General features: G+C 74.4%; 22 protein-coding genes. 10 read left to right on the forward strand and 12 right to left on the reverse strand.

What is annotated here, in order from left to right:
* Positions 1 to 158: 158 nt before the first annotated feature.
* The 7 genes from mshC to M8C11_RS26180 form a co-directional block, all read right to left on the reverse strand.
* A complete protein-coding gene (mshC, locus tag M8C11_RS26150) occupies positions 159 to 1397 on the reverse strand; it encodes a cysteine--1-D-myo-inosityl 2-amino-2-deoxy-alpha-D-glucopyranoside ligase (protein ID WP_252453974.1) in 1239 nt (412 codons plus the stop codon).
* Between the two features lie 67 nt (positions 1398 to 1464).
* Complete coding sequence (locus tag M8C11_RS26155; RefSeq protein WP_252453976.1) at positions 1465 to 2283, reverse strand: SCO1664 family protein; 819 nt, start codon at positions 2281 to 2283, stop codon at positions 1465 to 1467.
* Positions 2280 to 2861: a DUF3090 domain-containing protein gene (locus tag M8C11_RS26160; RefSeq protein WP_013286077.1), complete on the reverse strand. Its 582-nt coding sequence runs from the start codon at positions 2859 to 2861 to the stop codon at positions 2280 to 2282. The genes M8C11_RS26155 and M8C11_RS26160 overlap by 4 nt, the downstream gene beginning before the upstream one ends.
* An 88-nt stretch (positions 2862 to 2949) precedes the next feature.
* Positions 2950 to 3663, reverse strand: a complete 714-nt coding sequence (locus M8C11_RS26165) for a histidine phosphatase family protein (protein ID WP_121685071.1) — start codon at positions 3661 to 3663, stop codon at positions 2950 to 2952.
* A gap of 63 nt (positions 3664 to 3726) precedes the next feature.
* Positions 3727 to 4338, reverse strand: a complete 612-nt coding sequence (locus M8C11_RS26170) for a hypothetical protein (RefSeq protein WP_252453978.1) — start codon at positions 4336 to 4338, stop codon at positions 3727 to 3729.
* Between the two features lie 135 nt (positions 4339 to 4473).
* Positions 4474 to 5310 carry an undecaprenyl-diphosphate phosphatase gene (locus M8C11_RS26175; RefSeq protein ID WP_252453980.1) on the reverse strand — a complete coding sequence of 279 codons (837 nt, stop codon included), beginning with the start codon at positions 5308 to 5310 and terminating at the stop codon, positions 4474 to 4476.
* Positions 5307 to 6359, reverse strand: a complete 1053-nt coding sequence (locus M8C11_RS26180; RefSeq protein ID WP_252453982.1) for an LLM class F420-dependent oxidoreductase — start codon at positions 6357 to 6359, stop codon at positions 5307 to 5309. Before M8C11_RS26180 ends, M8C11_RS26175 begins: the two co-directional genes overlap by 4 nt.
* 164 nt (positions 6360 to 6523) lie before the next feature.
* On the opposite strand from M8C11_RS26180, the gene M8C11_RS26185 reads away from it, so the two are divergent.
* Both M8C11_RS26185 and M8C11_RS26190 read left to right on the forward strand, forming a co-directional pair.
* Entirely contained in the window at positions 6524 to 7492 is a 969-nt protein-coding gene (locus M8C11_RS26185) for an aldo/keto reductase (RefSeq protein ID WP_013286071.1), read from the forward strand.
* Positions 7493 to 7562: 70 nt separating this feature from the next.
* On the forward strand, positions 7563 to 7754 hold the full coding sequence (locus tag M8C11_RS26190) for a DUF5703 family protein (RefSeq protein ID WP_030274256.1): 192 nt from the start codon (positions 7563 to 7565) through the stop codon (positions 7752 to 7754).
* Between the two features lie 57 nt (positions 7755 to 7811).
* Here the strand turns inward: M8C11_RS26190 and M8C11_RS26195 are convergent, their stop codons facing one another.
* On the reverse strand, positions 7812 to 8465 hold the full coding sequence (locus M8C11_RS26195) for a hypothetical protein (protein ID WP_013286069.1): 654 nt from the start codon (positions 8463 to 8465) through the stop codon (positions 7812 to 7814).
* Between the two features lie 61 nt (positions 8466 to 8526).
* Positions 8527 to 9855, reverse strand: coding sequence for a M20/M25/M40 family metallo-hydrolase (locus M8C11_RS26200; RefSeq protein WP_120570107.1), 1329 nt, complete (start codon positions 9853 to 9855; stop codon positions 8527 to 8529).
* 128 nt (positions 9856 to 9983) lie between these two features.
* Here M8C11_RS26200 and M8C11_RS26205 point away from each other — a divergent pair, with 128 nt between their 5' ends.
* Genes M8C11_RS26205 through M8C11_RS26215 form a run of 3 tightly spaced genes read left to right on the forward strand, consistent with a single transcriptional unit; the run spans position 9984 to position 11892 of the window.
* Positions 9984 to 10601 carry a hemerythrin domain-containing protein gene (locus tag M8C11_RS26205; protein ID WP_252453984.1) on the forward strand — a complete coding sequence of 206 codons (618 nt, stop codon included), beginning with the start codon at positions 9984 to 9986 and terminating at the stop codon, positions 10599 to 10601.
* A 47-nt stretch (positions 10602 to 10648) separates the two neighbouring features.
* Positions 10649 to 11635 (forward strand): LysR family transcriptional regulator, encoded by a 987-nt coding sequence (locus M8C11_RS26210; protein ID WP_047893392.1) that lies wholly within the window; start codon positions 10649 to 10651, stop codon positions 11633 to 11635.
* Between the two features lie 20 nt (positions 11636 to 11655).
* Entirely contained in the window at positions 11656 to 11892 is a 237-nt protein-coding gene (locus M8C11_RS26215) for a hypothetical protein (protein WP_120570108.1), read from the forward strand.
* 46 nt (positions 11893 to 11938) lie between these two features.
* Here the strand turns inward: M8C11_RS26215 and M8C11_RS26220 are convergent, their stop codons facing one another.
* From M8C11_RS26220 to M8C11_RS26230, 3 genes are all read right to left on the reverse strand, one after another.
* Positions 11939 to 12289 (reverse strand): DUF3140 domain-containing protein, encoded by a 351-nt coding sequence (locus M8C11_RS26220; protein WP_120570109.1) that lies wholly within the window; start codon positions 12287 to 12289, stop codon positions 11939 to 11941.
* Positions 12289 to 12456, reverse strand: a complete 168-nt coding sequence (locus M8C11_RS26225) for a hypothetical protein (protein ID WP_162959103.1) — start codon at positions 12454 to 12456, stop codon at positions 12289 to 12291. The genes M8C11_RS26220 and M8C11_RS26225 overlap by 1 nt, the downstream gene beginning before the upstream one ends.
* Positions 12457 to 12518: 62 nt before the next feature.
* Positions 12519 to 15068 (reverse strand): ATP-dependent Clp protease ATP-binding subunit, encoded by a 2550-nt coding sequence (locus M8C11_RS26230; RefSeq protein ID WP_252453986.1) that lies wholly within the window; start codon positions 15066 to 15068, stop codon positions 12519 to 12521.
* A 111-nt stretch (positions 15069 to 15179) separates the two neighbouring features.
* Between M8C11_RS26230 and M8C11_RS26235 the strand changes: the two genes are divergently transcribed.
* The 5 genes from M8C11_RS26235 (at position 15180) to M8C11_RS26255 (ending at position 20225) form a co-directional block, all read left to right on the forward strand.
* Complete coding sequence (locus M8C11_RS26235; RefSeq protein WP_120570112.1) at positions 15180 to 15557, forward strand: hypothetical protein; 378 nt, start codon at positions 15180 to 15182, stop codon at positions 15555 to 15557.
* A gap of 186 nt (positions 15558 to 15743) precedes the next feature.
* The gene (locus M8C11_RS26240) at positions 15744 to 16004 is read left to right on the forward strand and encodes a hypothetical protein (protein ID WP_091428014.1); all 261 of its coding nucleotides are present in this window, start codon (positions 15744 to 15746) and stop codon (positions 16002 to 16004) included.
* A 9-nt stretch (positions 16005 to 16013) separates the two neighbouring features.
* Positions 16014 to 16892, forward strand: a complete 879-nt coding sequence (locus M8C11_RS26245) for an FUSC family protein (RefSeq protein ID WP_252453987.1) — start codon at positions 16014 to 16016, stop codon at positions 16890 to 16892.
* On the forward strand, positions 16885 to 19557 hold the full coding sequence (locus M8C11_RS26250) for an FtsK/SpoIIIE domain-containing protein (protein ID WP_252453988.1): 2673 nt from the start codon (positions 16885 to 16887) through the stop codon (positions 19555 to 19557). The genes M8C11_RS26245 and M8C11_RS26250 overlap by 8 nt, the downstream gene beginning before the upstream one ends.
* Complete coding sequence (locus M8C11_RS26255; RefSeq protein ID WP_120570115.1) at positions 19554 to 20225, forward strand: hypothetical protein; 672 nt, start codon at positions 19554 to 19556, stop codon at positions 20223 to 20225. Before M8C11_RS26250 ends, M8C11_RS26255 begins: the two co-directional genes overlap by 4 nt.
* The last annotated feature ends 18 nt before the right edge of the window (positions 20226 to 20243 follow it).

Raw genomic sequence — 20243 nt, forward strand, 5'->3', positions numbered from 1 at the left:
CCGCGCGAGAGGGCGAGGCCCGCGCGAGAGGGCGAGGCCCGCGCGAGAGGGCGAGGCCCGCGCGAGAGGGCGAGGCCCGCGCGAGAGGGCGAGGCCCGCGCGAGAGGGCGAGGCCCGCGCGAGAGGGGCAGGGCTCGGCGGACGGACGAGGGCCGGGGCTAGAGGGCGATGCCGAGTAGGGCGTCCACCGTGTCGCGGAAGAGGGCCGGAGCGGTCTCGTCCTCGGTCACGCCGTTCAGGACGCCTTCGGCCCAACGGTCGGCCGCCGCCAGGGCGCCCGGAGTGTCCAGGTCGTCGGCCAGGCGCTCGCGTACCTCGGCCAGGAACGCGGCCCCCGACGGCCCGGCCGGCGCGGCGGCGGCCCGCCGCCAGCGGCCCAGCCGCTCCTGCGCCTCGGTGAGCAGCTCGTCGGTCCAGGAGCGGTCGCTGCGGTAGTGCCCGCTCATCAGCGCCAGCCGGACCGCCATCGGGTCCACCTTGTCGGCCCGCAGCCGGGACACGAAGACGAGGTTGCCCTGGGACTTGGACATCTTCTCGCCGTCGAGGCCGATCATGCCGGCGTGGACGTAGTGGTCGGCGAACGGCGCCTCGCCGGTGAGCCGCTCGGCGTGCGCGGCGGAGCACTCGTGGTGCGGGAAGATCAGGTCGTTGCCGCCGCCCTGCACGTCGATCCGGTCGCCGAGCAGGTTCAGCGCGATGACCGTGCACTCGATGTGCCAGCCGGGACGGCCGGCGCCCAGGTCACCGCCGGGCCAGGACGGCTCGCCCTCGCGGGCGCCGCGCCACAGCAGCGGGTCGAGCGGGTCGCGCTTGCCGGGGCGCTCCGGGTCGCCGCCGCGCTCGGCGAACAGCTCGATCATCTGCTCGCGGGTCAGGTTCGACTCGTAGCCGAAGCGGGGCGCGGCGGCGACGTCGAAGTAGACGTCGCCGGTGCCGTCGTCGAGCCGGTACGCCGCGCCGTCCTTGAGCAGCATCAGCACCTTCTCGGCGATGTCCGGGATCGACTCGACCGCGCCGACGTAGTGCGCCGGCGGGATCATCCGCAGCGCCTCCATGTCCTCGCGGAACAGGGCGGTCTCCCGCATGGCCAGGACCTTCCAGTCCTCGCCGTCGCGCTCGGCTCGCTCCAGCAGCGGGTCGTCGATGTCGGTTACGTTCTGCACGTACCGCACGTCGAGGCCGGCGTCGCGCCACATCCGCTGTACCAGGTCGAACGTGATCATGGTGGCGGCGTGCCCGAGGTGCGTCGCGTCGTACGGGGTGATGCCGCAGACGTACATCGAGGCCGCGCCCTCGGGCCGGCTGGGATGGGCGCCCTGCCGCGCCGAGTCGTACAACCTCAGCGACACGCCCTCGCCGGGCAGCCGTGGCACGTCATGTCCCGCCCAAGACTCCATGACCGCCAGCCTAACGATCCGTCAGACGCTCGGGTGCCGCCCTACGGGTGATCAACGCGACAGCGGCTCACATCGGCGGCCAGGGCATCGCCGGCCACTCCTGCGGCGGCAGCGGGAACCGGCCGCTCTCGCCCAGCCGCTCGACCCGTTCCGCCAGCGCGGCCAGCTCACCGATGGTCAGGTGCTCGGCCAACTCCTCGCCGAGCGGCCCGCGCAGCTGCCCGGCCAGGCCGTCGAGCATCTCCACCGCGTCCGGTGGCAGTTCGCGGCCGGCCCAGCCCCACAGCACCGTACGCAGCTTCTCCTCGACGTGGAAGCTCACGCCGTGGTCGACGCCGTAGATCCGGTCGTCCGGGCCGACGAGCACGTGCCCGCCCTTGCGGTCGGCGTTGTTGATCACCGCGTCGAGCACGACGAGCCGGGCCAGGCGGGGGTCGTCGGCGTGCGCCAGCGCGTACGCCGCCCCGTCGTCGTCGCGGGCCGCGGCCACCGGGAACCAGCGCGGCGGAACCTCCCGCGCCGGCACGAACCCGACCAGCGGCTCGGCGTCGTCCGGCTCGTCGATCCAGAGCTGGCACGAGCCGGGACCGAACGGCCCGTCGCGCAGCACGGTCGGGGGCACCAGGTCCCAGCCGGTGGCCCGGGACACCAGGTAGGCGGACACCTCCCGGCCGGCGAGCGTGCCGTCCGGGAAGTCCCAGAGCGGGCGTTCGCCGCGTACCGGCTTGTAGACGCAGTGCGCCGTCACGTCGCCGAGCGCGATGACGCCGCGCAGCGTCGCGTTGGAGGCGTCGACGAGCCGCCCCTCCAGGGTCAGCTCACCGTCGGCGAGCAGCCGCAGCGCCTCGGCGCCGTCCTGTCGGGGCTGCAGTTCCGACGAGGTCACCGGTGATAGCCGTTGTGCCGGGGGCAGAGGTGACCGGCCGGGTCGAGCGGCTGGCCGCACAGCGGGCAGGGGGGCCGGCCGGCGTTCACGACGCGCTTCGCGCGTTCGATGAACTCGCGGGTCGCCTCCGGGGTCAGCCGCACCCGGAGGCGGTCGAGGTCGTCGTCCGGCTCGTCCGGGTCCTCGTCGGCGTCGTCGTCCGCGTCGCCCAGCTCGACCTCGACCTCCGCCTCGCCGACGGCGATCGCCTCGATCACCACCGTGGCGGTGTCCACGTCGAAGGCCAGACCCAGCGTGCCGACCCGGAACTCCTCGTCCACCGGCGTGTCGAGCGGCTCGTTGTCGCCGGTCACCGTGGTGACCGGCTCCGGCAGCTTCACGCCGAAGCGGCGCTGCGCCTCGGCGAGCAGCTCCTCGAGCTTCTCGGCGAGCAACGACACCTGGACCTTCTCCAGCGACACGCTGACCAGCCGGCCGCCGCCGCGCGCCTGGAGGAAGAACGTGCGCTCCCCCGGCGGGCCGACCGTACCGGCGACGAACCGCTCCGGCGGCTCGAAGGCGTGCACCTGGTGCGTCATACCCACGACCCTATCCGGCGTCCGGAAGCGCCGCGCAGCCCACCGACGCCGAATCCGCCCAGAGCGAACGCGCCGCGGCACGCCCGGCTCACCCGGCCGCGCCCGCGCCTCCGCCGACCGCCGCGTCGGACTCGGCCGCCCGCGCCGGGCGCCGGCGCCGCTTGCGCGGCGGCGGGACCAGCGCCGACAGGTCACCGCCGGTGTCGTTGAGCCGGACCAGGAACGGCCGCAACGGGGTGTAGCGGATCGCCGTGACCGACGCCGGGTCGGCCACGATCCGCTGAAAAAGATCAAGGTGTACGCCGAGCGCGTCCGCCACGATCGCCTTGATCACGTCGCCGTGGCTGCACGCCAGCCAGACCGCCTCCGGCCCGTGCTCGGCGGTGACCCGCGCGTCCCACGCCCGTACCGCGGCCACCGCGCGCGCGGACATCGCCGCCATCGACTCGCCCTGCGGGAACGCGGCGGCGCTCGGGTGCTGCTGGACCACCGGCCACAGCGGTTCCTTCGCCAGCTTCTTCAGCGACTGTCCCTCCCAGTCGCCGTACCCGCACTCGATCAACCCGTCGTCCACCACCGGCTCGACGCCCGGCAGCGCCAGGTCGAGGGTCTGCCGGCAGCGGATGAGCGGGCTGGTCACCACCGCCGCCAGCGGCAGCCCGGCGAGGCGCGCGCCGACCGCCGCCGCCTGCGCGCGGCCGGTGTCGTCGAGCTCGACCGGTTGCCGCCCGGCCAGGCCGCCGTCGGCGTTCGCGGTGGTCCGGCCGTGTCGCAGAAGCAGAAGGGTCGCCACGCTGACCACCCTAGGCGGTACGCCCCGAAGGTGATCGTCCCGCCACGACAGGCCGCGTTCCGGCGGGGCGTCCTACTCCCGGTACACCCATCTCCGGAACCTGTCAGCCGCGTCCGGCGCGCCGACGGGCCGCGCCAAGGACTGCAGCACCCCGCGGTGCCGCCGGACCAGGAGCGCGACCCAGACGACCACCACAGCCCACAGCACCAGAGAGATGCCGCGGTACCGCCTGACCGCCGCGTCGGCCCGCGTTTTGTCCTGCGCCCTGATCTCGGCCGCGTCGTAGACCACGGTGCCGTCGACGACGAAGGTCTCGGCCGAGACCACATAGCTCGCGTAGACGTACGACCGTGCGCGTTCCAGCTCCGGCTGGGGATTCCTGCTCATCTCGAATCGGACCGGCGTGCCGGGCACCAGTTCCTCGCTCGGCAGGTCTCGTACGCTGAACTTGACCCGGGGGTGCTCGCGGAGCACCACCCGATACACCACGGCGGCGAGGTTCCTGCTCCCTCCCGTCGTCGATTCCCAGCTGTCCTGTACCGACTCGACTGTGCCCGTCACCACGAACATCTCGGCCGGCAGCTCCGGCTTGTCGAAAGGCTCTCCCAGACTCCAGGCATAGGCCGCCAGAATGGCGATCATCACGGGAACGCCGTACAGCGGTCTGAGGCGGAAGCGCGACATGCGGGCGAGAGTAGTCAGCCCCGGCCACCGGCCGCGCCGTCGCACACCCGCGCGGCCCTACGTGGCTGAGCCGGCGACGAAGCCGAAGGCCGGCCACCTCGGACATCGGGGTGGCCGGCCTCTCGCACGACGACGTCAGGTGGCGCTGATCGTGCCGGTCGCCAGGAGGCAGATCACCAGGCTGCCCAGCGCCACCCGGTACAGCACGAAGACGTACAGCGTGTGGTGGGCGACGTAGCGCAGCAGCCAGGCGATGGCCGCGTACCCGACGGCGAACGCGATGAGCGTCGCGATCACCATCTGCGCCACGCTCGGCGCGGCGGTGCCCGGCGCCGACGGCTCGAACACGTCCGGCAGGCTGAACACGCCGGAGATCACCACGGCCGGGATGGCCAGCAGGAACGAGTAGCGGGCCGCGGTCTCCCGGGTCAGGTTGAGCAGCAGGCCCGCGGTCAGGGTGCCGCCCGACCGGGACACGCCGGGGACCAGCGCCGCGGCCTGGGCGAAGCCCATCACCACGCCGTCGCGCATCCGGAAGTTCTCCAGCGTGCGGGTCTGCCGGCCCCAGTACTCGGCGAAGGCCAGCAGCATCGCACCGATGATCAGCGTGCAGGAGATCAGCCAGAGGTTCCGGCCGGCGGTGCGGATCTGGTCCTTGAAGATCAGCCCGAAGATGCCGATCGGGATGGTGCCGACGATGACGTACCAGCCCATCCGGTAGTCGAGGCTGGAACGCACCGAGCGGTCGACCAGGCCGACGAACCAGGTCCGGACGATCCGCCAGATGTCCTTGGCGAAGTAGATCAGGACGGCGGCCTCGGTGCCGAGCTGGGTCACCGCGGTGAACGACGCGCCCGCGTCCCGGCCGAAGAACAGGGCCGAGGTGATCCGCAGGTGCCCGGACGAGGACACCGGAAGGAACTCGGTCAGTCCCTGGACCAGGCCCAGGACGACGGCCTCGATCCAGGTCACTCGCCGACTCCGGACAGCTCCAGCGCCTCGGCGACGGTACGCAGGGTCTGCACCCCGCTCTCCCGGTCGGCCACGAACAGCGACACCGACAGCGTGGTCACGCCCGCGGCGGCGTACTCCCGCATCCGCTCGGCGATGCGCTCCTTCGGGCCGAGCAGCGAGGTGCGGTCGATGAACTCCATCGGTACGGCGGCGGCCGCGTCGCGCTGCCGCTTGGCCAGGTAGAGGTCCTGCACCTCGCGGGCCGCGTCGCCGTAGCCCATCCGGGTGGCGAGCTGGTTGTAGAAGTTCTGCTTGCGGCTGCCCATGCCGCCCACGTACAGCGCGGCGTACCAGCGGACCAGCTCCGCGCAGGTGGCGATGTCGTCGCCGACCACGACCGGCACGGACGGCACCACGTCGAAGCCGGCCAGCTCCTTGCCCGCCGTCGCGCGGCCGGCCCGGACCGAGGCGAGGTGCTCCTCGGCGAACTCCGGGGAGTAGAAGACGGCCAGCCAGCCGTCGGCGATCTCGCCGGCCAGTTCCAGGTTCTTCGGGCCGACGGCGGCCAGGTAGATCGGGATGTGCTCGCGGGGCGGGTGGAAGCCCAGCCGCAGCGCCTTGCCGGGGCCGTCGGGCAGCGGCAGCGTGTAGTGCTCGCCGTCGTACGCGACCTCCTTGCGGGCCACCGCGAGCTTGACGATGTCGACGTACTCCCGGGTGCGGGCCAGCGGCTTGGCGAACCGGACGCCGTGCCAGCCCTCGGAGACCTGCGGGCCGGACACGCCCAGGCCGAGCCGGAACCGGCCGCCGGAGAGCGTGTCGATGGTCGCGGCGGTCATCGCGGTCATGGCCGGGGTGCGGGCCGGGATCTGCATGACCGCGGCGCCCACGTCGATGCGCTCCGTCTGCCCGGCGATCCAGGCCAGCATGCTCGGCGAGTCCGAGCCGTACGCCTCCGCGGCCCACACGACCGAGTAGCCGAGCCGGTCCGCCTCCTGGGCCAACGCCAGGTGGTCGAACGGCGTGCTCCACGCCGTCTGGTATCCGAGGTTGAGCCCGAGTCGCACTGATCCTCCCACCGTCCGCACCACAGGTCGCATCAGGTTACGCAATGAGCGTGGCGCCCTCGACGTCCGGCTCGCCCCGAACATGTCACACCGGGCGGAGGTCGCGCGGGAAGTTGACTGCGGCGAGGATATCCGTGACGCCGGGTTCGAAATAAGGTTCACCCATGCAACAGCGACCGCTCGGCCGAAGCGGGCTGGCGGTATCGCGGCTCGCGCTCGGCACCATGACCTGGGGACGGGACACCGATGCCGACGACGCGGCCGCCCAGCTGAAGAGCTACCTCGACGCGGGCGGCAACCTCGTCGACACCGCCGACGTGTACGCCGACGGCGACGCCGAGTCGGTGATCGGTTCGCTGCTGGGCAGCCTGGTGGACCGCGACGAGCTGCTGATCGCCACCAAGGCGGGCCTGCGGCCGGGCAGCCGACGCCGGGACGGCTCCCGCGGTCATCTGCTGCGCACGCTGGACGCCTCGCTGCGCCGGCTGGGCACCGACCACGTCGACCTGTGGCAGGTGCACGGGTACGACCCGGACACCCCGCTGGAGGAGACGCTCTCCGCCCTGGACCACGCGGTGTCCAGCGGGAAGGCCCGCTACGTGGGTGTGTCGAACTTCTCCGGCTGGCAGACCGCGCGGGCCGCCGCCTGGCAGGCCGCCTGGCCGGGGCGCGCCCCGGTGGTCGCCGCGCAGGTGGAGTACTCGCTGCTGGAGCGCGGCGTGGAGCGGGAGGTGCTGCCCGCCTGCGCGGGGATGGGGCTGGGTGTGCTGCCCTGGTCACCGCTGGGCCGGGGTGTGCTCACCGGCAAGTACCGCAACGGCCGCCCGGCCGACTCGCGGGCGGTGTCGCCGCACTTCGAGCGTTTCGTCGCCACGTACCTGGAGCCGCGCTGCTCCAGCATCGTGGAGGCGGTCGCCATCGCGGCCGGCGGGCTGGGCGTGTCGCCGCTGGAGGTGGCACTGGCCTGGGTGCGGGACCGGCCGGGTGTGACCGCGCCGATCCTCGGCGCCCGCACCGTCGGTCAGCTGCTCGGCGCGTTGCAGGTGGAGCGGATGACGCTGCCGGAGGAGATCGTCACGGCGCTGGACGACGTGTCGGCCGTGCCGGTGGGCTACCCGGAGCGCGACGGCTGAGTCGGGTGAGGGCGATCCGGGTCACCCGCAGGGGGTGGCGGAGGGCCCGCGACCTGGGCAGCATAGGGGCATGGACTACGAATACGCGCCGCTGCGGTTGCCCTCGAACGTCGATCGGCTGACCGCCGCGGCGCAGCTGGCGATCCAGGCCGAGTTCTCCGGCTGGGAGCTGGCCCGGGTGCGGCTCTACCGGGACGGCACGCGGCAGGTGGTGCTGCGGCGCCGCCTGGTCAACCAGTCGCAGCCGGGCCTGTCGTACTGACGGCGGGCCCGTCCCCGGGGCCGCGCGACGCGGCGCCGCCCCGGGGACGCACACGGCCTAGTGCGCGTGGTCGTGCTCCTCGTCGAGCTCCATGAACGGGTGCTCGTCGAGCCGGCCGACCAGCCGGTCGTCGGCGGCCGGCTGGAACGGGCCGACCGGGTCGTCGTCGTCGAACGACTCCAGGTCGACGGGGGTGCCGACCTCGCTGACCATCACCACACCGTCCAGCGGCTCCAGCTCCGGCACGTCGAGCGCGGACAGCGAGCCGTCGCCGCTCTGCAGCAGCTCCAGCACCGCCTCGCCGACACCCTCGACCGGCGCCGGCTCGTCCTCCTCCGGGGTGCCCTCCCGGCGGGCCGCCTCGGCCGCCCGCAGCAGCGCTGCGACGCTCGGCACCCGGTAGTCGCGCCGCTGCCGCACCGAGATGACCCGCGGGTGCGGGTCGGTGGGCTCGCCGCCCTCGACGGCGCCGAAGCGCTCGTCGGCCTCGTCCGGGTCGATCGACTCCACGTCCCAGGGCGTCACCTCGCCGAACGCGTCGAGCAGCTGCTCGTCGTAGGCGAACGAGGCGTTGTTCAACGCGACGTACGCCTGCCAGACGGCGTCGTCGTCGATCCGGCCCTGGGCGGCCCGGACGGCGGCCAGGTGGGCGCGGGCGGCGTCGATCACCCGCTCGAGGGCGGCGTCCAGCTCACCGTGCTGGTCGGTCATGTGTGGCAGTCCCTTCGCGATGGGGGGAGGTTCCGCGCCGGCGGCGCCGCGGCGGGCGCGGTCAGCAGGTACGGAGGAAGCGGTCCAGAACCCGCACGCCGAACTGTAGTCCGTCCAGCGGAACCCGCTCGTCGATGCCGTGGAACAGGCCGGAGAAATTGAGGTCGGCGGGCAGCCGCAGCGGCGCGAAACCGAAGCAGCGGATGCCGAGCTGGGAGAACGCCTTGGCGTCGGTGCCGCCGGAGAGCATGTACGGCACCGGGTGGGCGCCCGGGTCCTCGGCGCGCAGCGCCTCCGACATCCGCGCCACCAGGTCACCGTCGAACGTGGTCTCCAGGGCCGGCTGGCGCTGGACGTACTCGATGGCGATGTCCGGCCCGACCAGCTCGCGCAGCTGCCGCTCCAGTTCCTCGCTCTGCCCGGGCAGGCTGCGGCAGTCGATGGTGGCGGTGGCCCGGCCGGGGATGACGTTGTCCTTGTAGCCGGCGGCCAGCCGGGTCGGGTTGGCGGTGTTGCGGACGGTCGCGCCGATGATGTTGGCGATCGGGCCGAGCTTGGCGATCGCGGTCTCCGGGTCGTCCGGGTCGATCTCGATGCCGAGCACGTCGGACACCTCGGCCAGGAACGCCCGTACGGTGTCGGTCATCACCACCGGGAAGCGGTGCCGGCCGATCCGGGCGACCGCCTCGGCGAGCGCGGTGACGGCGTTGTCGTCGTGCACCATCGAGCCGTGGCCGGGCCGGCCCCTGGCGTGCAGGCGCAGCCAGTCGATGCCCTTCTCGGCGGTCTCGATCAGGTAGAGGCGGCGCTGCTCGTCGACCGAGTAGGAGAAGCCGCCGACCTCGCCGATCGCCTCGGTGCAGCCGTCGAACAGGTCGCGGTGGTGCTGGGTGAGGAAGTGCGCGCCGTAGTCGCTGCCGGCCTCCTCGTCGGCGGTGAAGGCGAGCACGACGTCGCGCCGGGGGCGTACGCCGGTGCGCTGCCAGTCGCGGACCACGGCGAGCACCATGGCGTCGAAGTCCTTCATGTCGATCGCGCCGCGGCCCCACAGGTAGCCGTCGCGGATCTCGCCGGAGAACGGGTGCACCGACCACTCGTCCGGGTCGGCGGGCACCACGTCGAGGTGGCCGTGCACGAGCAGCGCGTCGCGGCCGGGCTCGGTGCCGGGGATCCGGGCGACCAGGTTGGCCCGGCCGGGCGCCGACTCGTGGATCTCGGCGTCGACGCCGACCTCGGCGAGTTTCTCCGCCACGTACTCGGCGGCGCGCCGCTCCCCTGCGCTGGTGTCGTTGTCGCCGGTGTTGGTGGTGTCGATGCGCAGCAGGTCGCGGCAGAGGTCGACGACCTCGTCGGTGGCGTCGGGTCGGGCGGGGGCGGCGTCGCTCGTCATCGCTTCCTTATACCAGCAGGTGAGGTGGTCGCGGGCCGCCGGTGGCACGGCGGCGGTTTCGCGGATCGCCGCGCCGGGTACCGCCGGACCGCCCGGACATCGACTCCGGCCGTCACGAGGAGGGCACCATGACCGTCCCCCTGCCGCCGCTGCCGCCCGCCGCCGACGACGCGTACCGGCCGGGTGGGCGCAGCGTCGCCGACCTCGTGGACACCGAGCACCGGGCGCTGCTGGGGCTGGCCGACCGGGTCACCGATCCGGCGCTGGACGCGGCCGGCCGGCGCGAGGTGCTCGACGTCCTGACCGCCGCGGTGTCCCGGCACCTGTCCGCCGAGGAGCAGTACCTCTTCCCGGCCGCCCGCGCCGCGATGCCGGACGCCGTCGAGCTGGTCGAGCGGGAGATCGAGGCCGACGCCGGGCTGCTGACCGCGCTCAAGGAGCTGTCCGGGGCGGACGACCCGGCGGTCGCGGACGTGGCCGACCGGGTCCGCCGGCACGTCAGCCGTGTCGCGGCGCTGGTCACGCCGCTGCGCGAGGTGGCCAGCGACGCCGATCTGATCCGGCTGGGCAACCGGTGGGAGATCGCGGAGGAGGCGGCGCCGACCCGCCCGCACCCCGGCACGCCCGCCACCCCGCCCTGGAACAAGATCGTCGAACCGGCGGTCGGGGTGCTGGACAAGGTGCGCGACGCGGTCACCGGACGGCGTACCCGGCTGAGCGACCTGGAGCATCCGCGCGAGGGGTGAGCCGATCGCCCCTTCCGTGTATCGGTTCGTGGTCCTACCGTCACGGTATGGATCTGGAGCTGCGACACCTGCGTGTGGTCTGCGCGATCGCGGAGACGGGGAGCGTCACCAAGGCCGCCTCGGCGCTCGGCCTGGCCCAGCCGGCGCTGACCGCCCAGCTTCAGCGGATCGAACGGGCGCTGGGCGGGCCGTTGTTCGAACGGGACCGCCGCGGCGCCCGTCCCACCGCGCTGGGTGAGCTGGTGCTGGACCGGGCGCGGGTGCTGCTGCCGGCGATGAAGGGCCTGCGGGACGAGGCGGCCCGGATGGCCGGTGCGGGCGATCCGCTGCGCCGGTACCGCTTCGGCGGGGTGAACAGCCCGATCCTGGGCCGGCTGGTGCACCGGCTCGCCGCCGAGCGGCCGGACGCGCAGATCACCACGTACGGCTCCTGGTCGGTGGACGAGCTGGCGCAGATGGTGGCCGGTGGCCGGCTCGACTTCGCGCTGACCGGCGTGTGCGGCGACTCGACGCCGTCGGCGGGGTTCGGGCTGAGCTGGCGGGAGGTGGCGGTCGAGCCGATATGCGTGCTGCTGCCGCAGACCCACCCGCTGGCCGGCCACGCCGAGGTCGACCTGGTCGACCTGCGGCGCGAGCGGTGGGTGGCCGCGCCGGGCGACGGCTGCTTCGGCGACTGCTTCGCCGCCGCCTGCGCCCGTGCCGGCTTCACCCCGAAGAAGGTGTACGAGGCGGACGTGCGGGCCGCGCTGGACCTGGTGGACGCGGGCGAGGCGGTGGCGTTGTGCCAGGCCACGTTCCGTCCGGTGGCCGGGCTGGTCACCCGCCGGCTGGCCGGCACGCCGCTGCGCTGGCGGCTGCTGCTGGGCTGGCATCCGGACGTGCCGGCCGCGGCGGTGGCCGAGCCGGTGCTGGCGGCGGCGGTCGCGGCGTACACCGACGCGCTGGCGAACCATCCGGAATACCTGGGGTGGCTGCTGGCGCACCCGGAGTTCGGTGTGCAGCCCAACGGCTCGGGCGGGGTGCGAATCGCCTGAACCCGGGTATCACCGGCGACATGACTGATCTGTATCCGGCCGCCGACCAGCGGGAGCTGCTGCGCCAGGCGGCCACCGCGCACACCAGCGCCTCCGCCGAGGTGGAGGCGTTCCTGCGCCGGTTGCCGGAGGTGCCGGGTCCGGCCGACGTGACCGAGTACGCCAACCTGCTCAGCCGCGAGGAACGCGCCCGGGCCGACCGGCAGGCCGCGGCGGACGCGGCCGGGCTGCGGCTGCCCAGCCTGGAGTCGGAGTAGCCGGCGGCGCCCGGGCGGTGGTCCGCCCGGGCGCCGTCGTACCGGCTCAGCGTTCGACGAGCACGTCGTGGCCGAGGTCGAGCAGGGCGTGCCGCCACTCGTCGTCGGCGTTGCCCCGGCGTGGCCGCTGCGCGGTCAGCTCCCGGATCCGGGTGATCGCCTCCTGCATCACCTCGATGTCCTCCGGCGTGAGGTCCACCTTGCGCTTGCGCAGCACGGCGAGGATCTGCCGGCCCGGCTCGGGCAGGTCGAGGTCCGGATCCGGGCCGAACGCCTCCTCCCCCGAGCCGCGGGTCAGCAGCCACTGCCGCAGCGTCTCGGAGGGCACGTTCACCTCGGCGTGGAAGTCGTCCCAGATCACCTCGACCTCGGGGTCGAGTCGCGCCTCGCGTACCATCACGCCTCCTCTCCCGGCGGCGGCCCGGATGCCGGCTCGCCCTCGTTCGGTGGGTGCTGTTTCAGGCCCTCCGGCGGCACCCGCACCCGGGCCGGGTTCGCCGTCGGGGCCGCCTCGATCGGTTCACCGGCCCCGGTGTCGTCGGGGACTTCCTCGGGTTCGGTCATGTCCGCCCTCCGGTCCTTCGGTGACGGCCCGTCCCGGTCCGGCCGGGACGGGCCCCGGCCGGTCATCGGGGATGGGACGTGGTGGCCGGCGTGTAGCCGCGCTCACCGGCGGCGACGTCGAAGACGAGCTGGCCGTCGCGGGTGTCGACGGTGACCTTCTGCCCCGGTGAGACCTCGTGCTCCAGCAGCATCCGGGACAGCCGGTTGTCGACCTCGCGCTGGATCACCCGGCGCAGCGGGCGGGCGCCGAACTCGGGCTGGTAGCCGTGCTCGGCGAGCCAGTCGACGCCGGCGGTGCTGAAGTCGACCTGGATGTCCTGGGCGTGCATGCGGCGGCGGGTCTCCTCCAGCAGCAGCCCGGTGATCTGGCGCAGCTGCTCGGCCTCCAGCCGCTGGAAGATGATCACCTCGTCGATGCGGTTGAGGAACTCCGGGCGGAAGTTCTCCTGGAGCCGGCGCATCAGCCGCTCCCGCAGCTCGTCGCTCTCCTGCTCGCCGGGCGCGCCGGTGGCGAACCCGACGGTGCGCTGGGTGCCGGTGATCAGCTCCGAGCCGAGGTTGCTGGTCATGATCAGGACGGTGTTCTTGAAGTTCACGGTACGGCCCTGGCTGTCGGTGAGCCGGCCGTCGTCGAGCACCTGGAGCAGGATGTTGAACACGTCCGGGTGCGCCTTCTCGATCTCGTCGAGCAGCACCACCGCGTACGGGCGGCGGCGTACCGCCTCGGTGAGCTGGCCGGCCTCCTCGTAGCCGACGTATCCGGGCGGGGCGCCGACCAGCCGGCTGACCGTGTGCCGTTCCTGGAACTCGCTCATGTCCACCCGGACCATCCGGTCCGCCTCGCCGAACAGCGCCTCGGCCAGCGCCCGGGCCAGCTCGGTCTTGCCCACGCCGGTCGGGCCGAGGAACAGGAAACTGCCCATCGGCCGGTCCGGGTCGGCCAGGCCGGTACGGGACCGGCGTACCGCCTCGGCGACGGCGGTGACCGCGTCGTCCTGCCCGATCACCTTCTCGTGCAGGTGCCCCTCCAGGCGCAGCAGCCGGTCGCGTTCCTCCTCGGTGAGCTGGGTGACCGGGATGCCGGTGGCCCGGGAGACCACCTCGGCGATCTCCGTCGGCCCCACCTCGGGCACGTGGCTCGGCCCCTCGTCGCCACGGGCGCGGCGGACCTGGTCCTCCAGTTCGGCGAGCCGGTCGCGCAGCGCGGAGGCCCGCTCGTACTGCTCGTCGGAGACCGCCTGCTCCTTGTCCCGGCGCGTCTCGTCGAGCTGCTGCTCCAGCTCGCGCACGTCCTCGGCGGGGGTACGGGTGCGCAGCCGCACCCGGGCGCCGGCCTGGTCGATCAGGTCGATCGCCTTGTCCGGCAGGAACCGGTCGGTGACGTACCGGTCGGACAGCTCTGCGGCGGCCACCAGCGCCTCGTCGGTGAACCGGACCTGGTGGTGCGCCTCGTACCGGTCGCGCAGGCCGCGCAGGATCGAGATGGTGTCGTCGACTGTCGGCTCGGGCACCAGCACCGGCTGGAACCGGCGGGCCAGCGCGGCGTCCTTCTCGATGCTGCGCCGGTACTCGTCGAGCGTGGTCGCGCCGATCACCCGCAGCTCGCCGCGTGCCAGGGCCGGCTTGAGCATGTTCGAGGCGTCCATCCCACCCTCGCTGCCGGCGCCGCCCGCGCCGACCAGCGTGTGGATCTCGTCCAGGAAGATGATCAGCTCCTCGCGGTGGGCGCGGATCTCGTCGATCACCTTCTTCAGCCGCTCCTCGAAGTCGCCCCGGTAGCGGGTGCCGGCGACCAGGCCGGACAGGTCGAGCTGGATCACCCGCTTGCCGATCAGCGTCTGCGGCACGTCGCCGTCGCAGATCCGCTCCGCGAGGCCCTCCACGATCGCGGTCTTGCCGACACCGGCCTCGCCGATCAGCACCGGGTTGTTCTTGGTGCGCCGGGACAGGATCTCCACCGCCTGCTCGATCTCGTCGGCCCGGCCGACCACCGGGTCGATCTGGTCCATCCGGGCCAGCTCGGTGAGGTCCTGGCCGTACTGGTCGAGCGTCGGGGTGCCGCGGTCCGGGCGCGGGGCGTTCGTCGCGCCGCGCTCGGCGCTGGCCGCCTGCAACGACTCGGGCTGGATCCGGCCGGCGGCGAGCATCCGGCCGGCCGGCGACTCGGGGTTCAGCGGCAGCGCCATCAGGATGTGCTCGGGACCGATGTAGTTGGCGCCCATCGCGCGGGACAGCTGGTGGGCGTCGAGCAGCGCCCGCTTCGCGGCCGGGGTCAGCGACAGGTTCGGCGGCACCTCGCCGCGCGGCGCGCCCTCACCGCGCCCGCCCAGCGCGCCCAGCAGCGCGTCCGGGTCGGCGCCGGCCCGCCGGACCAGGTCGCGCAGCGGCTCGCGCTGCAACGCCGCCCAGAGCAGGTGGTCGGTGTCCAGGTCGTTGCTGTGCTTCTGCGCGGCGCGGCGGGCCGCGTCGGCGAGCATCTCCCGGGCGTCGGCGGTCATCAGGCGGGTGATGTCGACCCGGTGCGCCGGCCGGCGTCCCCCCTCGCCCCGGCCGAAGTATCGGGCCAGGAACTCGTCCCAGGGGTCGTTGCCGAAGTCACCCGGTCCCATCATCTCGTCCTCCGCAGTCAGTCGGCACGACCGGCACCCGGCACGCGCGGCACGGTCGGCGGTGGCTACCCGGCGGTCGGCGCGACAAACGCGACCGGATGGCAGGCTGGGGGCATGGAGAGCAGACCGCTGCTGATCGTGGACGGCGCGAACGTGGTGGGCTCGCGCCCGGACGGCTGGTGGCGGGACCGGGCCGGCGCGGCGGTCCGGCTGCGCGACGCGCTGGCGCCCGTCGGGGAGGCGGGGGTGCCGCCGGAGCTGCCGCCGCCGGTGCAGGTGGTGCTGGTGGTGGAGGGCGCGGCCCGGCACGTGGCGCCCGCGCCCGGCGTGGAGGTCGTCTCCGCGCCCGGCTCCGGCGACGACACGATGGTCGAGCTGGTCGCCGCCGCGCCGGACCGGCGGCGGGTGGTGGTCACCGCCGACCGGGAGCTGCGCGAGCGGGTGACCGCGCTGGGCGCGGAGGTACGCGGCCCGCGCTGGCTGGTCCGCTAGGTCATCCGGTCCCGTCAGCAGGACCGAGGAGTCCGCCGGCGGGACTGCCCGATCCCGTGTGCCGGACTCTTCGCGCACGTCAGGGCCGGAACCGGACACCGGGGCCGCAACGCCGCGAGGGTGGATGTTCGTCCACCCGCCGGGATGGGTTGTAATGGAGATCTCTTCCGCCCCCAGGAGGTCCCCGTGGCGAGCGTCGCCGAGCTGAAGGCCGCCATCGATGTCGCTCTCCAGCAGATCGGTGACGGCCAGACAGCGGTGCAGGCGGCCGGCGAGAAGCTGGCCGAGGCGCAGCAGACGCTGGCCGGCGCGCTGGAGGGCAGCGGCCACGAGACGGTCGAGGCGGCCCAGGCCTCGTTGACACAGGCCGGCCAGGAGTTGGAGGAGTGTCTGGCCGCGACACTCGTCGCGGTGGAGCAGGCTCAGATCTACGTCGCGACGCTCTGAGGCCGGCCTGTGTCCATCGTCGAGGACATCGGCGCGCAGGTGCGCGCCGCCGCCGAGGAACTGCCGCTGGCACAGCTCGCCGCCGCGCTGGAGAAGCTCGGCCAGGCGCAGGAGCGGCTGCGCTGGGTGCGCCAGGAGTCGTCCGACCCGATGGGGGTGCCGGAGCTGTCCTCGGCCACCGAGCACGCCGAGACCGCGGGCTACGCGCTGCGTGTGGCGCAGGAGCAGCTCACCGCGTACCTGGCCGCGATCGGGCTGGCGCCGGACGGCGCACGGACGGCGCCGCCGGGCGAGCGGCCGCCCCGGCACGACACGCCTCGCGGCGAGGACCCGCCCGCACCGGGCCCGGCCGCCGAGCCGGGTGAGCAGCCGGCGGTACGGCGCTGGTGGGCGGTGCGGGTGGCGGAGCTGACCGGCGGCCGGGAGGGCGCGCCGGACGAGCCGGACGAGCGCGTCGAGGACTCCCACGAGCTGCTGCGCCGGGTGGTGGCCGGGATCCGCTCCGGCGACCGGGACCGGCTGCACCGCGAGTTGCGCCGGGCGCACGCCGACGTGGGGCTGGGGCTGGCCGCCATCACCCCGCCGCTGCTGCGCGAGCTGGCCGGTGAGCTGCTCGGCCATCCGCCCCGCGCGGACGACCTGCCCCGGCTGCGCGGGGCGCTGGACTCCCGGGTCCGCGACCTGCTGCCCGGGCTGCCGCGGCCGGTGCTGGACACGCTGCTGACCCGGGTGTGCCGGATGCCCCCGCCGCGCCGCGACGACGACGCGGAGCAGCCGCACGCGGCCGACCCGGCGGTCACCGCGGGCGTGCTCGCCGGCGTACTGCTCGACCGGCTCGGCCGGGACCTGCCCAAGGACACCGACGATCGGGAGCCGTCCCGTGGCTGACGTCCGCGCTCAACTGGTGACGCGGGTCCGGGGGATGCTCTCCGAGGCCCTGGGCGCCACCCGTACCCGGCTCACCGCCGCCGAGGCCGAGCTGGCCGCCGGGCGGGATCGGCTGGCCCGTACCCGCAAGGCCGCCGCCGCGGTGCCCGCCCGGGTGGGTGCCGCCCGCGACCGGCGCCTGGCCGAGATCGACGCCCGGCACACCGCACGCCTCGCCGAGCTGGCCCGCCGGGCCGCCGCCGCGGCACAGCGGGAGGCGCCCGGCGCGGCGTCCGCGCCCTGGGACCGCTGGCAGGCCACGCCCGCCGGCCGGTCCGAGCCGCCCGGCGCGTTGCGCGTCGGCACGGTACGCCTCGACGGCGCCGAACCGGTGCCGGCGCTGGTCCCGCTGCTGGACGCCGGGCACGCGCACCTGGCCGGCGGCGACCGGGACGGGCTGGCCGCCGTGGTGCCCGCGCTGCTGCTGCGCTCGGTCGGGCGGGCCGACCCGGGCGCGGTGCGGCTCTACGGGTACGACCCGGAACACCTGGGCGGCGGCCTGGCCGGGTTCGCGCCGCTCGGCACGGCCGGGCTGCTCACGTTCGTCGGGCCGGGCGGGCTGGGCCGGCTGCTGGACGACCTGGTGGAGCAGATCCGCCGGATCAACGCCACGGTGCTCGCCGGTGAGTACGGCTCGCTGCGCGAACTGGCCGCCGCGACCGGACGCCGCCCGGAGCCGTGGCGGGTGGCGGTGCTGCTCGGCGGCGACGAGCTGTCCCGGCACGAGCGCGGCCAGCTCGACCGGGTGGTACGTACCGGCGCGGCCTGCGGCGTGCACCTGGTGGTCCGCGGCATCGAGCTGCCGGACGACCCGACCGTCACCCGGATCACCGTGGAGCGGGACGACGCCCGGGTGGCCGGGCTGCCGGTGCTGCTCGACGCGCCGCCGCCGCCCGCCCTGGTCACGGAGACGTGCCGCACCGTCGCGTCCCGGGTGGCCGCCGGCCCGCCGCCGACGCCGTTCACCGACCTGCTCCCGCCGCTGGACGAGTACTGGCGGGAGGACTCGGCGCACGGGCTCAGCGCGCCGGTCGGCGAGGGCCCGCACGGGCGGCAGGTGCTGCTCACGCTCGGCGACTACCCGCCGCACGCGTTGATCGGCGGCCCGTCCGGCACCGGCAAGACGAACCTGATCTTCGCTTGGATCGGCGCGCTCGCCGCCCGCTACTCCCCCGCCGAGCTGGAGTTCTATCTGCTCGACTTCAAGGAGGGTGTGTCCTTCGCCCGGTTCGCGCAGGGCCGCCGCGACCCGAGCTGGCTGCCTCACATGCGGCTGGTCGGCATCAACGTGAACACCGACCGGGAGTTCGGGCTGGCGCTGCTGCGCTTCCTCGCCGAGGAGCTGCGCCGCCGCGCCGACGCGGCGAAGAAGCACGAGGTCACCAAGCTGGCGGAGCTGCGCGCGGTGGACCCGGAGGGGCACTGGCCGCGCATCGTGGCTGTGGTCGACGAGTTCCAGGCGCTGCTCGCCGGCCGGGACGTGGTCGCCCGGGAGGCCGCCGACCTGCTGGAGGACCTGGCCCGGCGGGGCCGGTCGCAGGGCATCCACCTGGTGCTCGCCTCGCAGGACGTGCGTGGCATCGAGGCCCTGTGGGGCCGGCCCGCGCTCGTCGCCCAGTTCACGCTACGGATCGCGCTGCCGAAGGCGCTGCGCATCCTGGCCGAGCGCAACGACGCGGCGCAGTCGCTGCCCCGCCACCACGCGGTGATCAACGCCGAGTCGGGCCTGGCCGAGGGGAACGAGGTGGCCCGGATCCCGTCGGCCAGCGACTGGGAGACGTGGAGCGAGCTTCAGCACCGGCTGTGGCGGATGCGCCCGCAGGACGCCGCGCCGGCCCGGCTGTTCGACGGCGACGCGATCCCGAAGCTGGCCGACGCGCCGGACTTCCGCGCGCTGACCGCGCCGGAGCAGGGCGTGCCGCGCAGCCCGGTGGCGCTGCTCGGCGAGATCATCGACGTGCAGGCCCGCTCGGCGGCGCTACGGCTGCCCCGCGCGCCGGGCCGCAACCTCGCCGTGCTGGGCACCCGGGTGGACGAGGCGTGCGCGGTGCTCGACGCCGCCGCCCGGTCGCTGGCCCGGCAGTACCGGCCCGGCACCGCCCGGTTCTCGATCGCCTGCCTGGACCCGGACGCCGACCCGGCCGCCCGCGCCCTGTACGAGGACCTGGAAGGCGACGCCTCCTGGTACGACGAGGAGACGGTGCCGGAGCTGATGGCCGAGGTGGGTGACGGGCTGGGCGCGCCGGGTGCGGCGCGTACCCCGCACTTCCTGCTGCTGTACGCGGTGGACGCGGCGGCCGCGGCGCTGGCCGGCAAGGCCGGTACGCGCACCGGGCTGGAGCAGTTGCGCCGGATCCTGCACGACGGGCCGGAACGGCGTACGCACGTGCTGGCGTGGTGGCGTGGGGTGGCCCGGATGCGGGTCGACCTCGGCGGCGCGGGCGCGCGCACGGATCAGATCGGCGCCTGGGTGGCGCTGGACGTGCAGGGCGGTGAGCTGGGCTCCTCGCTGTATCCGGGCAGCGGCGGGCCGGACTGGTATCCCCGGCCGTGGCGCGGTCTGTACTTCGACCGGGCGGTGCACCGCACCGGACAGGTGATCATCCCTTATGGTCCCTCCCGATGAACGAACCGGTTGCCAGTGAGACGTACAACGCGCAGATCCGCCGGCTCGCCGAGCTGACCGCCCGGGTGTCCGCCCAGCGGGCCGAGGCGCACACCTGGTACGCCCAGCAGGTGGCCGCCGCCGGCCGGGCGGTGGCCGAGGCGGAGGAGCAGGTGCGGCAGGCCGAGGCGGAGGTGGCCGAGGCGTCCCGGCTGGTGGAGCGCGTCGACGGCGAGGTCACTCACCTGTGGGCGCAGTTGCGGGCGCGGCTGGGCATGGGCGCCCGGCGGCTCGGTGACCCGCCCGGCCCGGTACGCGGCGCCGCCGGTGATCCGGTGCCGCTGCTGCGGGCGGTCCGGGAGCTGCTGGACCGCACCGGGGCGCCGGGTGAGCTGCCCGGCTCGGTGAACCCGCTGCTGGTCGCGTGCGGGATCGGCGGGGCGCTGGTGGCGTACGCGCTGGGGGTGGGTGCGCGGGCGCTGGCCGCCGGTTCCAGCGGTGACCTGGCGGTGGGCCTGCCGGTGCTGGCGCTGGTGGTGACGCTGCTCGGCCCGGTGATCGGGCTGGCGCCGGCCCGGCTGCTGGCCGACCGCCGCCACGCGGTGCTGACCCCGCGCCCGATGATCCTGGTGGCCGCCTCCGGCCTGGTCACGACCCTGCTCCTGCTGACGGTGACCTACACCCGCTGACCGTCCCTCCCCACGCCC

This window comes from Micromonospora sp. CPM1 (assembly GCF_023896895.1).
Taxonomy (GTDB): Bacteria; Actinomycetota; Actinomycetes; order Mycobacteriales; family Micromonosporaceae; genus Micromonospora; species Micromonospora tulbaghiae.